Below are 14335 nucleotides of genomic sequence, written 5' to 3'. Positions count from 1 at the left end.
GTTGGAGGTGCGTCAAGGCTCGCGGCCGGTTGTTCTTGGAAATGGCAAAAAATGTGCATCGGTGTCATCGAGAGCGAGGAGCGTTTCAACCTATGACGCCGCATTTCCGATCCTACGTGTCGAACCTGCTGCGCATCCGGTTCGCGGAACTTGTCGATCATCACGCAACAGTTCTGCGGCATGGCCGGGCTCGACCCTCTCTCATCGTTCATCCGCTGACCGGATTGCCGTACCCTGAGAAAGCGGACGGCGGCGAAGATCAGCCGCCACCTCATGCATCCGTACGCTAGGAGCGTGCGGCGCCTCGAATCTTCTGTCGGTCAGTGCCTGGGATGTCTTGCCGGATCAGCATTCATGCTGGTGCAATAATCCGGCCGCGATCCCGGCGCCATCCGGGAATTTTTCCCGTCGATTTGCTAACGGGTTCGAGCCCGATCGATCTTCGCATCGGCGCAACAATGCGCGCAAGGCGGCGCGACGGCGGGATGAGCAGGGGCCTTTGCAGCAGGATCGGGCGGCGATCGCCTAGTATCCGTGCCGGCCTCGCTTGGCGTGGGCTGGCCGCCATCATGCCCCAGACGAGCGCGAGCAGCAGGTAGAAGTGGCGCCAGTGGTCGCTGTCGATCAGCACGCCTTCGCAGATGTTTCCGGCGAGCGCTGCGAATGCGATCAGAAACAGCGGCGACGTCGCCGATTTCTTGAAAACGTGCCTGAATCCGAAAACCAGAGTTCCGGTGCATGTCATCAGGTAGAGCAGTCCACCGATCCAGCCAGCATTCAAAAACATGCTGAGGTAGACGTTGTGAACTTCCTCATGATGATAGAAGCGGGTGAAAATCGCCGATCCGATTCCGAGTGGATTTTCGAGGATCAGTCCGACGGCCTTCATCTGCCCGCCGAAGCGGCCATCCGGGCCTTCGTCGTAGGATTGAGTGAGTGCGGCGCGCTGTTCGAGGAGATCGGAAATCGCTTCTGATTGTAACGCTGCAGTCAGGATCAGCCCCAAGGCGGCGATGCCGAACAGCACGAGCGCAACCAGCTTGGCGCGCTGGCGGTTGGTGTCCGCAGTGATTGCGTAGACGTATCCATAGATCGCAAAGCCGATCGCCGCTGCAGCCCAGGCGCCGCGCGAGAAGCTGAACAGGATGCCGACGGCGAGTATGGCTGCGGCCAGCAACGGCAACAGGCCGCGTCGCGGCGGCCGAATGAGCCACAGATGCAAGGCTGTGAGCAGAGGCGCGACCAGAAACGGTCCGAAAACGTTTGGGTCCTTGAACGGCCCCGAGGCACGCCCGTAGCGGGTGAATAGATCGAAAGCGCCGGGAAAGAGATCGAGATACCCGGCGATGCCGCAGATCGCCGCGAGAATTCCGGTCAGAAGATACGCGTTAAGAACGAGCCGCGTATGTCTTTCGGGTTCCTTGGCGATGAAGGCCGCGAACAGGAACCATGCCGCAACGAGGTAGAGCGAAACCGTCATGTGCGACACGGCTATGCCGGTCTCACGCGCCAACGCCGCGCTGATCTCGCCGCATGCGGTCATCGTCAGGACGACGGCGAAGCCCGCCCAGAGCATCGGCTTGGCTTCGACCAAGCCGACGACGGGAAGCAGGATCATTAATCCGATCGTAAGCGCATCGACTGGGGCAGGTTCGGTGAAAACGATCGAGCTCGCTGCGATCGTCAGCCACACGAGCACCAACGCGATCCGATGTGCTGCGCTTTTGCGAATGCCGCTTCTCAAGTCGAAACGGGCAAGGGTCGATGCCGAAGCTGTGGCCGGCGAAGACATTTCCGAGGTCTTTTCTATGTCTGAGACAAACGACGGGGATTGGAGAGCGCGAAACCTCAGTATGCGCGCTCCGTATTGAGCAGGGCGAACGGCGTCTTGAGCAGGATGTAGAGATCGAGAAACACGCTCCAGTTTTCGATGTAATAGAGATCATGTTCGATGCGCTTCGTGATCTGCTCTTCCGTATCGGTCTCTCCGCGCCAACCGTTGATCTGCGCCCACCCTGTGATTCCAGGCTTGACCTTGTGGCGTGCGAAATATCCGTCCACGACCTCATCGTAGAGATGGCCGGCGGCCTTTGCCTGCACCGCGTGCGGTCGCGGACCTACGAGCGACAGGTTGCCTTTCACGACATTGATCAACTGCGGCAGCTCATCGAGGCTCGTCTTGCGAATGAACTGGCCGACGCGGGTGACGCGCGGATCGTTCTTCGTCACGAGCTTCGATGCCGTCGCGTCGCACCTATCAACGTACATCGAGCGGAACTTGAAGACCTCGATCAGCTCGTTGTTGAAGCCGTAGCGCTTCTGGCGAAAAAATACCGGGCCGCGGCTATCGAGCTTCACTGCCAGTGCAACGAGCAGCATCAGCGGCGCAAGCGCGATCAGTGCGAGTGAGCCGATGATTTTATCGAACAGCCATTTTGAGACGTAGTCCCAATCGGCGATGGGCTTGTCGAAAAGATCGATCATGGCAACGGATCCAACGTGCGAGTACGTCCGTGGCGAAAAACGCAGATCGGTTGCGCGCGCAGGCATCTTCACATCCGCAGGCAGAACCGACAGGCGGCCGGCAACGCTCGAGAGGCGATTCTCGGCTGCGAGCGGCAACGACACGACGACGAGATCGAGCTGCTTCGTGCGGCTCATGGCGATGAGGTCGTTAAGTCCGCCGATGCGGGGGTAGCCCGCGATCTGACGGGGAGCACGCGCGTCGTTGCGGTCGTCGAAGATGCCGGCAATACGCACGATCGAATTGGTGTCGGCTTCGAGCTCTTTGAGAAGGTTTTCGGTGAGCGGACCGGCGCCGTAAATCGCGACGCGCTGATAGAGACGGCCCGAACTTGCGGCTTTGCGGATGTACCATCCCGCAACAAGCCTGCCGGTCATCACGAGAGCCGCACCGGAAGCAAACCAGGTAGCGAGCCAGACACGGGAAATGTCCGGGCCGATTTTCAAAAAGAATATCGCGGCGATCAGAGCCGCGAACGCCGTCGTCCAGCCCAGCATCACGGCCGGCAGATTCTTGATGTGAGCCGAAAGCGCGCGGAGGCTGTAGAGGTCGAGCAGGCCGAACACGACGACCGTCGTGGTGCCGACGACGGCAGTCGCGAAAAGGTAGGCCGGGTTCCCGAGAACGCTCGACTCGGCGACGTAGAAATGCGCAATGGTGAGCCCGAGGAGCGTCACAATCAGAAATTCGGTGAAGCGGACGCTGCCACTGACGATGACAGGGGACAGGGTGCGCTGGTGGTCCGCTCTGTCAGCCAGCTTGCCGCGCATGAAGGCCAGCGGGCGCGCGACGACCCCGACATTTGCGATGTGATCTGCCGGCGAATTCTTGAATTGGAGGGTCAATGACATGTCTGCTGGGCGTCCCGTTTGGATAACGTGAACGCCTAACAAGCAGGCTTCATGCCATTCGGGTTAAGCTCCGTTAACCGCGATGATCTCGCAATGCTGCCGCGGCGTAGGGGGCCCGGACGGCCTGAGGGGACGGCATGGCGTAGAAATTCAGGACGGCGTCGGTCATCGCAGCCACGGTGAACTTCCGGGCGACGGCGGCTTTGAGCCGGGCGGCGCGGGCGATTGCGAGATTGGGACCGTCGAGGGCCGCAACCAGCGCCGCCGCCAACGCCCTGGCATTTCCGGGTTCGACCAGGCCGGTATCCGATCCTTCGGTGATCTCCGGAATGCCACCGACGTTGGTTGCGATTAACGGCAGTCCGGCGGCGGCCGCCTCGAGCACAACGTAGGGGAAGCTTTCGGCCCGCGATGGGACAACCATGACGCGGCCGAGCGAGAAAGCGTCCCGGATCGGTAAAGCGCCCCTAAAGCGCACGCGTTCGTCGAGGCCGAGCGACGAGCACAGAGCCTTGAATTTCATTTCATCCGGTCCCGATCCGACGATCGTTGCAGTGACGGCGCGCTCTTTCAGTTCCGCGAGGGCTTCGAGCAGGACATCCACGCCTTTGAGATCGCGCAATTCACCGACGAACAAGACATCGGTTGCATCGCTGCCGGGGTTCGCTGCGATAAAATCGGAGGGCCTGAGGCCGTTCGGAATGATGCGTTGAGGGGCGCCCTCGGCACGGATGCGGGCGCGATAGGTGCGCGCCGCGTGGGCGCTTTCGAAGATCAATCCCGTCGTCACAGACTCGAGACCACGCTCGACCATCATTAAGACGCGCTGCTCTAGCGAGCCGGGCTTCAAATTCAAGCTGCCGCCATGCGGAGTGTAGAAGGATTTTATGGATCGGCTTCGCATCGAGAGGCTGCGAGCCGCCAATCTGGCGTAGGCGCCACCCTTGGCGCCGTGGCCATGCAACACGTCGAGGTCGAGCTTTGCGGCGTGGCGGCGAACGGCGCGAACGGCAGCGAAGTCGCCGAGCCCCGGCTGGCGGCGCATCGGGATGCGCGCGACTCCGAGGGTCAGCTTCGGCGCGATTGCCGCAAACTTCGACGAGGTCAGCCTGTCTTCGGCGTTGCTGTCGGCGAGAATGCCGACGTCATGCCCGCGATTGGCCTGTTCTTCAGCCAGATCGAGGACATGTCGGAAAAGCCCCCCAACGGGTGCACGAAGACAGTGGAGGATACGCATTCCGGACCTGCCCGATATGCCGGGAAAGGTCTGATGCTTCTCAGAAATACCTCTCGAAGACGTAAACGGTGTCACCGGGCCGCAGGAGAAGATCGCCGGGGGCCTCTATCTCTTGAACGACGCCATCGACCTTGCGGGTGACGCGGAAGCTGCGCTCACTGGCGCGCTCCGTGTAGCCGCCGCCGATGGCGACGGCTGTTTCGACCGTCATGTCCGAGACGTACGGGTATTGCCCGGCGTTTCGGACTTCGCCGAGGATGAAGAACGGCCGGTTTTGCTGGATGTCGACCGTAACCTGGGGGTCTTTGACGTATTCGGAGCCAAGGCGTGAGCGAATGATACTCTGAAGTTGTGTGGTCGTCTTGCCGCGCGCCGAGATGGTGCCGATGAGCGGCACGGAGATCTTACCGTCGGGATCGACGATATAGAGGCGGGACAGGCTCGGCTGGCCATAGACGAACACGCGGATCCGGTCTCCGGAATCGAGCCGGTATGGCCCATCGTGCTCGGCGACGGTCTCCGACATGACCGCGGGAATGACTGTCGGAGGCCCCCAGCCGCGCGGACCTGCCGATCCCGTGGTCAAGGGCACGGGATACCCGTCGGCAACGGCACCGCCAGCCTCGCTTTGAATCTGAGGTCCAAATCCCGAAGCGCAGCCCCCAAGCGTCAGCGACGCAGCTGTCGCGGCGAGTAGACGGTGACGTAGCGACATCGGCGTAAAATTCCCGCATGCGAATTGACGTCGGGACGTTAGTTGCGCCGAGGTTAACAAAATCTAACACGGCGTATTTTTTTGATCCGCTTAAGGAGATGCTAACCGCACCAAGGGATTACTTTATTGTTTGAAACCCTTTGATTTGAGCAAAGTGATGCAGTCACGTGGCCATGCCTCGCCCGACGACATCGATATGGCTTCGGTGTTCGGCGCTCTGAAACGGAGTGCGCGCTGGCTCATTCCGTTGAGCCTGGTGTTCGGAGGCCTGACATATGCGGCACTGTCGCTGGTCGCGCCCCGGTACCAGAGCGAAGCTGAATTGGCGATCGTCGCGAAAGGCGCCGGCGGCACGTTCGCCGACCGTAACGCCGCAACCGGGCCCGATCTCATCACGACGCGCATGGACAAGGAGGCGATCAACACGCACGTCCGGGCGATGCAGTCGCAGGAGTTGCTCGAAAAGATCGCCAAAGACCTGAAGCTTGCGGAACGACCGGAGTTCAACGGAGCCCTCGGACCGGTCGACAAGCTCGATGCAGCTCTGCGCTTGGTCGGCATTGGCGGCCCTCGCAAAGGCGAGACGACGCGCGATCGCGTTCTCGACGCGCTGCGCAGCCGCCTTGAGGTTTATGCCGCGAAGGAAAGCCGGTTTATCGGCGTGCGTGTAACCTCGAACGATCCAGAGCTTGCCGCGAAAATAGCGAACGCGCTTGCCGAGAATTACCGCGCGTCGCTCGCCGAGCAGGGCGTCACGGAGGTCGACGATCTGCAGGCAGTGTTGCAGGCGAAGGTTCAGAAGCTGACGACGGAAGTCGCCGCCGCCGAGACGGAGGTTGATCGTTATCGCGGCAAGATCGACGGCTTTCGCGGCGGCGCGCAGAATACCGGCCTCAACGAGCAGCAGATGTCGGAGCTGACCGCGGAACTGACCAAAGCCAAGGCGGCTCGCGGCGAAGCGGAGGTGCGCGCGAAATCTGCACGCGAGATGATTGCGCTCGGATCGGCCGATCAGTTGGCGGACGTGCAGAAATCGCCGCTCATTCAGAATCTCGTACAGCAGCGCGTGCGCATCGAGAGACAGATTTCCGAGCTTTCCGCGACCCTGCTTCCGGGGCACCCGCGCATGCGCCAGCTCAATGCGGATCTCGCCGGGCTCAAAGTTCAGATCGACAAGGAAATCTCGAAGATCGTCGACAGTCTCGAAAAAGAAGCAGCCGTTGCGAAAGGACGCGAGGACAGTATCGCCCAGAGCCTTGCCGATATCAAAGCCAGAGTCGTAACCAATGCACCGGAAGAAGCGCAACTCCGCCAGCTGGAGGCAACCGCCAAAGCGAAACGTACCGAACTCGACAACATCCAGGCGCAGCTTGAATCGAACCGCAAGAAGCTTGATGCGCGGGCGCAGCCGGTCGCGGCGCAGATCATCTCCAATGCGCAGCCTGAAAGTGTTCCGGTGTTCCCGCGAAAGGGTGCGCTGTCGGCGCTGATCGCCATTGCATCGCTGATGTTCGGTACGGCGTGGGTCGTCACGAAGGCATTGTTCCAAGGCGCGCGGCGCGGTTCGCAGGGGACGATGTCTCGTCAGAAGACGAAGCCCGTCAGTTTGCGACAGAAGCCTGCCTTTCCGCACTATCCTGAGCCGCTCCTGCGCGAGATTATCGATGATGAGACCCCATCTCCGTTATCGTCGCCCGTATCGTTGCACGAGCCGCAACGGCAAACGGCGGCGGCAAGTGCGGCCGACATCGGGGCACTGGTGTTACGCCTGATGCAGAGACGGCCCCAGAGTGGTGGCCACCGCACGATCCTGACCGGAGAGAATGAGAATGTCGACGCATCGAAAGAAGCCCTTGACCTCGTCAAGGCGCTCGCGCAAAGCGGCGAGCAGGTCATTCTCGTCGACTGGAATCCCGACGGCCAGGACCTGGCCTCATCGATCGGCCTCAATCCGAGCGCCGGGCTGAACGATCTGCTCAGAGGTAATGTGAACTTCGGTGAGATCATCCAGCGCATTCCCGGTTCCGACGCCCATGCGATTGCCAGCGGCAATCCCCTTGAGCATGTACCCGAATGCATCGATCCGGATCAGCTCAACCTTGTCCTCGACGCGCTCGACGAGGCCTATGAGTATATCGTCGTAACCGGACGCCACGACGCAGCGCGCCAGCTTTTCGAGACGATCGAAGGTCGTTTCGATACCGGCATCGTCGTTACCGAACCTCGCAAGCAGGCGCCGGTCATCGAAGATCCGGTCGATACCTTCCTCGGTTTTGAGGTTGCCGACATCGACATTGTCCGTTTTGAGCGCCGTGTTTCGGAGGCGTCCCCCGTGCAGCAGCGCATCGCGCGCGCGACGGAGCGCCGATCCGTGGAAGTGGCGCACCCGACCTGAGCACAAACGAGCCACGACGAGGTGCTGTTCTACGATGTCCGGGCGTACGACCAAGATGTTGCGGGCGGTGCTTTCGGTGCTCCATTGCACAGGGGCTGATCGCCTCGCTGCGCCATTCACCGGCTGCGATGGCGTGATCTTCATGCTGCACCAGGTGGTGCCGGGCGCGCGGCGCGGCTTCGAGCCGAACGGCATCCTGAAAGTGACGCCGGAGTTTCTCGACGGCGTCATTCGTCAAGTACGCGACAGCGGGTTCGAGATCGTTTCGCTCGACGACGTCAAAGAGCGCTTGAGCGCGGCTTCGAAATCGCAGAAGCCGTTTGCCGTTTTCACGCTGGATGACGGCTACAAGGATAACCGGGACTTCGCTTATCCCGTATTCAAGCGTCATAACGCGCCGTTCACGATCTACGTGCCGACGGCCTATGCCGACGGACATGGCGAGCTTTGGTGGCTGGCGCTGGAAGAAGCCTTGCGTCGTCTTTCGCACGTCGATATCGACGGCGTCGCGCGAAGCTATTCGCTCGCGACGGACGCGGAAAAGAATGCCGCGTTCCATGACATCTACTGGTGGCTGCGCAAGATCCCCGAAAATCGTGCCCGCGGCGTCGTGCGCGATCTTGCAGCGAAAGCCGGGTTCGAGGTCAGCGCACTTTGCCGCGAACTGGTGATGGATTGGGACGAGATCCGGGCTCTCGCCGAAGACCCGCTAGTTACGATCGCTGCCCACACGATCAATCATTTTGCGCTCGCCAAGCTTCGGCCGGAGGACGCGCGCCGGGAAATGATCGACAGCATTGCGCGGGTCGCTAAAGAGCTTGGCAAGCCTGTCCGGCATTTCAGCTATCCTTATGGCGACGAAGGCAGCGCCGGACCGCGCGAATTCGAAATCGCGCGCGATCTCGGCATCGAAACTGCAGTGACGACGCGCAAGGGCCTGATCCGAATGGCGCACGCGGACGCCATGACGGCACTGCCGCGCCTGTCTCTCAACGGCGATTACCAAGATGCCCGTTACGTAAAGGTTCTGCTTTCCGGTCTGCCGTTCGCGCTCCGCGATGGAGTAAAGAGCGTGCTTCGGCCGCTCTCAGGTGGCTTGCGGAGCGAAGCTCCTCTGGCGCTCAAGTATCCGGCTTCTGCATCCACGAGATGAGAAGGCCGGCTGGTACGACCCAGAGCAGGCCGGCAACCACGTAGTAGAGGAGCTCGGTGAATTTGCTCGCATTGTGCACCTGCAGCACAATGGCGACGCCGACCGCAATCGCGGCATAGACTGCGATCAGCAGGAAAAGGGCGATGGTACCTAGGAATTTGCGCTGGCGCTGGGTCATGCTGGCTCGGTTATATGGTCGATTTTCGGCCGGCCTCCGCGCCTCAAAGGCGCATTGTTCCCGGCTGAAGACGGGTTATCACACCGCCGATGCATCCGTTTAGGGATATTTGGCACAAATGACGCTGGCTCGTGTCGCAGATGACAACCGAAGCGCTTTCGGCGACAGCAGCGTTGCCGGCGACAGAGCTGTTTCCATTTGGCTGTGGTCCGTCGCGGCACTCGTCATTGCGATGGTCGTCGTCGGCGGCGCGACGCGTCTGACTGAAAGCGGCTTGTCGATTACCGAATGGCAGCCGCTCCTTGGCGCCGTCCCGCCGTTGAGCCACGCCGATTGGATTGCGGCGTTCGAGAAGTACAAGCAAATCCCGCAGTACCACATCATGAACCAGGACATGACGCTCGATGCGTTCAAGTCCATCTACTGGTGGGAGTGGAGTCATCGCTTTCTGGGACGCTTCATCGGTATCGCGTTCGCGCTGCCGCTGATCTTCTTCTGGCTGACCGGACGCCTGAAGCGCGGCAGCGGCGCGAAGTTTCTCGGTGTTCTGGCGCTCGGCGGCGTGCAGGGCGTCATCGGCTGGTACATGGTGAAATCGGGCCTCGTCGATCGCGTCGACGTCAGCCAATACAGGCTGGCGCTGCACCTGATCACGGCTTTTGCGATCCTCGGATTGCTCGTCTGGCTGGCGCTTGAAGAATGGCCCGACACGGCGCATCGAGCAGCTGGTGCCGTCACGCCTACGATCCGGCGCATGGGCGTATTCATCGTTCTGATCGTGGTGACGCAGGTCGTGCTCGGGGCGTTCGTCGCGGGCCTCAAAGCGGGCTTCATCTACAACACCTGGCCGACGATGGACGGTCAGTGGATCCCGAGCGATTATTGGACGACGCCCGCGTATTTGACGTTCTTCGAAAGCCACGCGGCTTCGCAGTTCAACCATCGTATGATGGCTTACTTTGTCGTGCTCGCCGTGCTGACGGAACTCTGGCTGGTGATGCGCTCGGCCGTCGACAGTCGCATCCGGGCGACTGCGGTTCTGCTGGCATTGGCGGTTTTCGCACAAGTCGCGCTTGGGATCGCGACGCTCCTTGCGCATGTTCCGCTCGAACTCGGTGTGGCGCACCAACTCGGAGGTGCAATCGTATTCGTGCTGTCCGTCGTGCATCTGCACGCGATCCGGCGGGCAGCCGTTTCGGCATAAATCGTCGAAATCAGTTCAGGCCGAGCATCAGCTTGATATTCTGGACGGCAGCGCCGGCTGCACCTTTGCCGAGGTTATCGAGGCGCGCCACCAGCACGGCCTGCTTAAGCTCGGGCTTTCCGAAAACAAAGAGTTCCAGCCGGTCCGTATCGTTGAGCGCTTCCGTTTCGAGGCGTGCAATCTTGCCCGCCGAGCCGGTGACGACACTGACGAGCTCGGCCGTTTTATAATAGTTGGCGAGAACCGCTTCGATGTCCGCGACGCTCGGATTTCCCGTGAGGGTATCGAGGTGCAGCGGAACCGAGACGAGCATGCCCTTGTGATAGTTGCCGACGCTCGGGACGAAAATAGGTCGCCGTACCAGCCCGGAGTACTTATGCAACTCGGGCACGTGCTTGTGCTCGAGTCCGAGACCATAAAGCTCGAACGACGGCGCGCTTCCGGCCTCGTAGGCTTCGATCATGCTGCGGCCGCCGCCCGAATAGCCTGAGACGGCGTTGACCGTGACGGGATAGTCGGCCGGCATGATGCCGGCTTCGACCAGCGGTCGGATCAGCGCGATGCCGCCCGTTGGATAGCAGCCGGGATTGGCGACGCGTGTCGCGCCTCGAATAGCATCGGCCTGGCCGGGCGCCATTTCGGCAAAGCCGTAGACCCAGCCCGGGGCAATCCGGTGTGCGGTCGATGCATCGATGATTTTCGGCGCATCCGCTCCGAGCGTATCGGCGAGCGCTACGGCCTCCCTCGCGGCGTCATCGGGCAAGCAGAGAACGGTGAGATCGACGTCGCGCATCATATCCGCGCGCGCCGCCTTGTCCTTCCGCAGCCCGGGATCGATGCTCTTGACGTTGACCGAGCGTATCGCAGCCAGCCGCTCGCGGATTTCGAGTCCGGTTGTGCCGGCCTCGCCGTCGATAAAGACCGTGGCGGTTTTCGCCTTCTGAGAAACCTTTGTCACCATCTTAACCGCCTAAGCCGAGCCGGTGTTTGATGCCCTGCCATATTGTTTCCGAACAACCTACCCCGTAGTTCGCGCATACGATCCGATGGCTGTCACGATAAATCATGTCGAGTGCGACATAGAGAATGATCAGCAGGCCGAACCATGCAATCCATGGATAGCGCGCCAGGAGCTTCGCGATGTAGTTCGAAGCAACGGCCATCAGGATAATCGCAATGCTGAGGCCGATCACGAGGACAAGCGTCGATTCCCCGGCGGCACCCGCGACGGCCAGCACGTTGTCGAGCGACATCGAAAGGTCGGCCAGGATAATTGTCCATAGCGCCGACCAGAATGTCGCTCCGTTAGGATGAGAGATAGGTGAAGCGAGCTGCCTTTCCACTTCGTCGATCGAATGCGTGTCGGCTTCGGCGATCTGCTTGTACATTTTCCAGCAGACGAAGAGGAGCAGGATGCCGCCTGCGAGGGTCAGGCCGATCACCTGCAGCATCTGCTGGGCAATACTCGAAAAGATGATGCGGAGGATGACGGCGCCCAGAATGCCCCAGAAGATGACCTTCGCCCGCATCGACGGCTGCACGCGCGACGCCGCCATGCCGACGACGATGGCGTTATCGCCGGCAAGCGTCAGGTCGATCATCAGGATGTTAAAGAGAGGAACGCTGTGGGTTTGCCACCAATGCGGCGACAGAAGATAACTGATGTCCGTTGCGAGCGTTGACATAAGCTCGCTGATGCTGTGCAGCAGCCAATCCATCTTGTTCTCCGATTATCCGGCTGCACGTGCGACGGCAGTTGGGCGGGACTCTGGCCGTATTTGGCATCGCGTTGGCGCGTCGACAACCCTTTGGCCAGGAAAAGTCGCCGTAAAATCAAAATACCCTATGTTTTACCGCCCCACTGTCCAGGAGTTGCGGACTGCGAATATTCAGGCGCGGTGTTGGTGCTATGGGTGTCGACGCTTGAGAAGCGTTTGGAAGGCCTGTCTTAGCATGCTCGTCTGCGGAAATATCTTCTCTATGCGGGTACGCCTGAGTGGCGCAGGGCAAACAATAAAAGGCTTCTCTGCGTCGGTGAACATGCCGATTTCTTCCGGATGGCCAAGGCTCCATTGAGGCGGAAGTTCGATGATGTTGCCGCGCACACCGGACTTTCTCCACGTCCGGCCGATCCAAGTCGAACCATCGACTGCTATAACGATTCGGAATGTCCTAGTTTAAGGTAGCCATACTAAATGGCGGGTGCGCCGCATGACCACCCGCCACCGTTATCAATCAATTGTAGACGTCATCCAAAGGCATCTCGTAGGTATCGCCAAACTTCGGCGTACCGCGATTTAGCATTCGCATAAATTGGGTATCGTTCGCGGCGGCGTCCATGTAGGCCATCACTTTGATAAGGTGCGCCTTCAATTCAGGAAGGCCGTAGTCTTCTGTCGCATGTTGATGGTGCTTGTTCTTTCGATAGCCTGCCGGAAGCCGCGGATTGATCTTGTCGAGCTTCCGTCTCGCGCATGGAACAAGGCGATCATACACGATGTCATTGACCCAGTGCCCGACGAATGCCGGACGGTTGAGTGCCACGTAACTGGGGTAGCCCTTGACTTTGATGAGCTTGACCCAGAATTCATCCGGGAACGTCTTTGCCCACTTGCGCGCATGGTCTTGAAGGTATTTGTCGAGAATGTCAGCAACTCGCTGCCCCTCGATAGTCTTCCAGTACCCGGACTCCTGGTAGATGATCGAATCTAGCGTTGTGTTCGCTAGGGCGATGAGCATGTCCTGTGCGCGTTGCGCGAGAAACTTCTGCGTCTCGGTGAGTTTAGCTTTCAGGATCGCGCGCAGAATTTCGATGAACGTGCTAGTCTCGATGCCGTGAACCGTCACACCGGGTCCGCCAGATTCGGACCCGGTACCCAAGTATTTGAAAACAATAGGGTTATCTATCTTTTTTCTAAGATTTTCGTCGATTTCGGACCCGATGTTTTGGCGCGACAAAGTTCGCCAGAGAGCGCTTCCGCCTTCTGACTTGAGGCCGAGCGCGCTTGCAGCGGCGCGCTTGCTGAGCACACAACGCGGTTGCCGTTGCTGTTCGCCATCCATCTCGTCCAGGATGTATCCGTCCACATCTGGACCAAGCTGCGTGATCGTCGCTTTGTAGTGTGAGGTAATTGTCATGGCGTGACTCCAATGGCCCGCTCGATTGTGAGATCGAAGACGTTTGCCGTTTCGCGGTGATTGAAGCGATACGAGAATTCATTGATGTACGCAGGCAGATGACGCAACGAGACCTTGTGGTACTGGCCGACGATGCCCCTTTTCAGAAGCGCCCAAAACGACTCGATTGAATTTGTGTGCGAGCCGTCGTCGGCCACGTACCAGACCTTATGGTTGACCGTCTGGTGGGGCATGAACGTCTTGATGCCAACGTATCCCTGATACTCGTCTGTGATGAGGATCGAGTTCGCCGTATCGACATTACGGCGAACCAGCGCGGAGATACCTTTGGCACGCAGGTTTTTCTTGCTGACCACTTGCGTCCGAACCTTGCCACCGCGCTCGATCATGCCGACGACGGCGGGCTTCTTGGTCCCGCGCCCGCGAGGATTGCTACCGCCGCCCTGGCCACCTGACCCAATATTGCCCTTGCGCGGTTTTCCTCCGATGTACGTTTCGTCCATTTCGATCATGCCGGTTAGCAGGTCGCGATGATCGCGCTGCTCCATTGCTTTGCGGATTTGCATCGCCATCCGCCATCCGGTGTTCTTGTTGACTTCCAGATCGCGCGCGATCTGCCGTGCTGAAAGACCTTTCTTGGCATTAAGGACGAGCGCCACGGCCAAGAACCACTTTTGAAGCGGCAAGTGCGTGTGATGGAAAATTGTGCCCACCGTAACGCTGAAGGAGGTTTTGCAGTTGTTGCAGTGGTGCCTCTGTTCAGACGGCATTGGGGATACGCGGCTAGACTGGCAGTACGGGCAGACGGGTACGCCGCGCCAACGCACAGACTCAAGGTAGGCAACGCAAGCCTCTTGCGTTGGGTATTTCTGGAAAATTTGGATCAGGTTCATGGCTACCGCCTGCTAGGACGGTAGCACAATGACAGACTCTACCCGTG

Annotated in this window: 13 protein-coding genes and 1 pseudogene; 4 read left to right on the top strand and 10 right to left on the bottom strand. The window is 60.0% G+C overall.

The genetic code is table 11. The features are described 5' to 3' along the window. Positions 1–92: 92 nt before the first annotated feature. On the top strand, positions 93–290 hold the full coding sequence (locus HYPDE_RS08745; protein ID WP_015598066.1) for a hypothetical protein: 198 nt from the start codon (positions 93–95) through the stop codon (positions 288–290). Between the two features lie 62 nt (positions 291–352). Here the strand turns inward: HYPDE_RS08745 and HYPDE_RS08740 are convergent, their stop codons facing one another. The 4 genes from HYPDE_RS08740 to HYPDE_RS08725 form a co-directional block, all read right to left on the bottom strand. Continuing rightward, positions 353–1792: an O-antigen ligase family protein gene (locus tag HYPDE_RS08740; protein WP_015598065.1), complete on the bottom strand. Its 1440-nt coding sequence runs from the start codon at positions 1790–1792 to the stop codon at positions 353–355. Positions 1793–1848: 56 nt separating this feature from the next. Continuing rightward, on the bottom strand, positions 1849–3375 hold the full coding sequence (locus HYPDE_RS08735) for an undecaprenyl-phosphate glucose phosphotransferase (RefSeq protein WP_015598064.1): 1527 nt from the start codon (positions 3373–3375) through the stop codon (positions 1849–1851). Positions 3376–3448: 73 nt separating this feature from the next. Next, positions 3449–4612 (bottom strand): glycosyltransferase family 4 protein, encoded by a 1164-nt coding sequence (locus tag HYPDE_RS08730; RefSeq protein WP_015598063.1) that lies wholly within the window; start codon positions 4610–4612, stop codon positions 3449–3451. 40 nt (positions 4613–4652) lie between these two features. Further along, positions 4653–5327, bottom strand: a complete 675-nt coding sequence (locus tag HYPDE_RS08725; RefSeq protein ID WP_015598062.1) for a polysaccharide biosynthesis/export family protein — start codon at positions 5325–5327, stop codon at positions 4653–4655. Between the two features lie 157 nt (positions 5328–5484). On the opposite strand from HYPDE_RS08725, the gene HYPDE_RS08720 reads away from it, so the two are divergent. Next, positions 5485–7722, top strand: coding sequence for a GumC family protein (locus HYPDE_RS08720; protein ID WP_015598061.1), 2238 nt, complete (start codon positions 5485–5487; stop codon positions 7720–7722). A gap of 34 nt (positions 7723–7756) precedes the next feature. Next, a complete protein-coding gene (locus tag HYPDE_RS08715) occupies positions 7757–8875 on the top strand; it encodes a polysaccharide deacetylase family protein (RefSeq protein ID WP_015598060.1) in 1119 nt (372 codons plus the stop codon). Here the strand turns inward: HYPDE_RS08715 and HYPDE_RS08710 are convergent. Next, on the bottom strand, positions 8844–9053 hold the full coding sequence (locus HYPDE_RS08710) for a DUF2842 domain-containing protein (protein ID WP_015598059.1): 210 nt from the start codon (positions 9051–9053) through the stop codon (positions 8844–8846). The genes HYPDE_RS08715 and HYPDE_RS08710 overlap by 32 nt on opposite strands. 118 nt (positions 9054–9171) lie before the next feature. On the opposite strand from HYPDE_RS08710, the gene HYPDE_RS08705 reads away from it, so the two are divergent. Further along, positions 9172–10257 carry a COX15/CtaA family protein gene (locus tag HYPDE_RS08705; protein ID WP_015598058.1) on the top strand — a complete coding sequence of 362 codons (1086 nt, stop codon included), beginning with the start codon at positions 9172–9174 and terminating at the stop codon, positions 10255–10257. A 10-nt stretch (positions 10258–10267) separates the two neighbouring features. Here HYPDE_RS08705 and argC read toward each other — a convergent pair whose 3' ends face one another. From argC to HYPDE_RS19825, 5 genes and pseudogenes are all read right to left on the bottom strand, one after another. Then, positions 10268–11218, bottom strand: a complete 951-nt coding sequence (argC, locus tag HYPDE_RS08700) for an N-acetyl-gamma-glutamyl-phosphate reductase (RefSeq protein ID WP_015598057.1) — start codon at positions 11216–11218, stop codon at positions 10268–10270. Between the two features lies 1 nt (position 11219). Next, positions 11220–11975 (bottom strand): TerC family protein, encoded by a 756-nt coding sequence (locus tag HYPDE_RS08695; RefSeq protein WP_015598056.1) that lies wholly within the window; start codon positions 11973–11975, stop codon positions 11220–11222. 517 nt (positions 11976–12492) lie between these two features. Beyond that, positions 12493–13395, bottom strand: coding sequence for a P63C domain-containing protein (locus tag HYPDE_RS18465; RefSeq protein WP_015598054.1), 903 nt, complete (start codon positions 13393–13395; stop codon positions 12493–12495). Continuing rightward, a complete protein-coding gene (locus tag HYPDE_RS08685) occupies positions 13392–14108 on the bottom strand; it encodes an IS1595 family transposase (protein WP_015598053.1) in 717 nt (238 codons plus the stop codon). The genes HYPDE_RS18465 and HYPDE_RS08685 overlap by 4 nt, the downstream gene beginning before the upstream one ends. Positions 14109–14135: 27 nt before the next feature. Continuing rightward, a pseudogene (locus tag HYPDE_RS19825) lies at positions 14136–14288 on the bottom strand (transposase); the annotation flags it as partial. Positions 14289–14335: the final 47 nt, after the last annotated feature.

This window comes from Hyphomicrobium denitrificans 1NES1 (genome assembly GCF_000230975.2).
GTDB classification, from domain to species: domain Bacteria; phylum Pseudomonadota; class Alphaproteobacteria; order Rhizobiales; family Hyphomicrobiaceae; genus Hyphomicrobium_B; species Hyphomicrobium_B denitrificans_A.
Note: the sequence above shows the minus strand (reverse complement) of the source record. Positions and strands in the feature narration are given on the sequence as shown.

Bases quoted from the DNA above. Each gene is read 5' to 3' on its own strand.
- HYPDE_RS18465 (WP_015598054.1), bottom strand. From the start codon at position 13,395: ATGACAATTACCTCACACTACAAAGCGACGATCACGCAGCTTGGTCCA.
- HYPDE_RS08735 (WP_015598064.1), bottom strand. From the start codon at position 3,375: ATGTCATTGACCCTCCAATTCAAGAATTCGCCGGCAGATCACATCGCA.
- HYPDE_RS08695 (WP_015598056.1), bottom strand. From the start codon at position 11,975: ATGGATTGGCTGCTGCACAGCATCAGCGAGCTTATGTCAACGCTCGCA.
- HYPDE_RS08715 (WP_015598060.1), top strand. From the start codon at position 7,757: ATGTCCGGGCGTACGACCAAGATGTTGCGGGCGGTGCTTTCGGTGCTC.
- HYPDE_RS08710 (WP_015598059.1), bottom strand. From the start codon at position 9,053: ATGACCCAGCGCCAGCGCAAATTCCTAGGTACCATCGCCCTTTTCCTG.
- HYPDE_RS08725 (WP_015598062.1), bottom strand. From the start codon at position 5,327: ATGTCGCTACGTCACCGTCTACTCGCCGCGACAGCTGCGTCGCTGACG.
- argC (WP_015598057.1), bottom strand. From the start codon at position 11,218: ATGGTGACAAAGGTTTCTCAGAAGGCGAAAACCGCCACGGTCTTTATC.
- HYPDE_RS08730 (WP_015598063.1), bottom strand. From the start codon at position 4,612: ATGCGTATCCTCCACTGTCTTCGTGCACCCGTTGGGGGGCTTTTCCGA.
- HYPDE_RS08705 (WP_015598058.1), top strand. From the start codon at position 9,172: ATGACGCTGGCTCGTGTCGCAGATGACAACCGAAGCGCTTTCGGCGAC.
- HYPDE_RS08740 (WP_015598065.1), bottom strand. From the start codon at position 1,792: ATGTCTTCGCCGGCCACAGCTTCGGCATCGACCCTTGCCCGTTTCGAC.
- HYPDE_RS08745 (WP_015598066.1), top strand. From the start codon at position 93: ATGACGCCGCATTTCCGATCCTACGTGTCGAACCTGCTGCGCATCCGG.
- HYPDE_RS08720 (WP_015598061.1), top strand. From the start codon at position 5,485: ATGCAGTCACGTGGCCATGCCTCGCCCGACGACATCGATATGGCTTCG.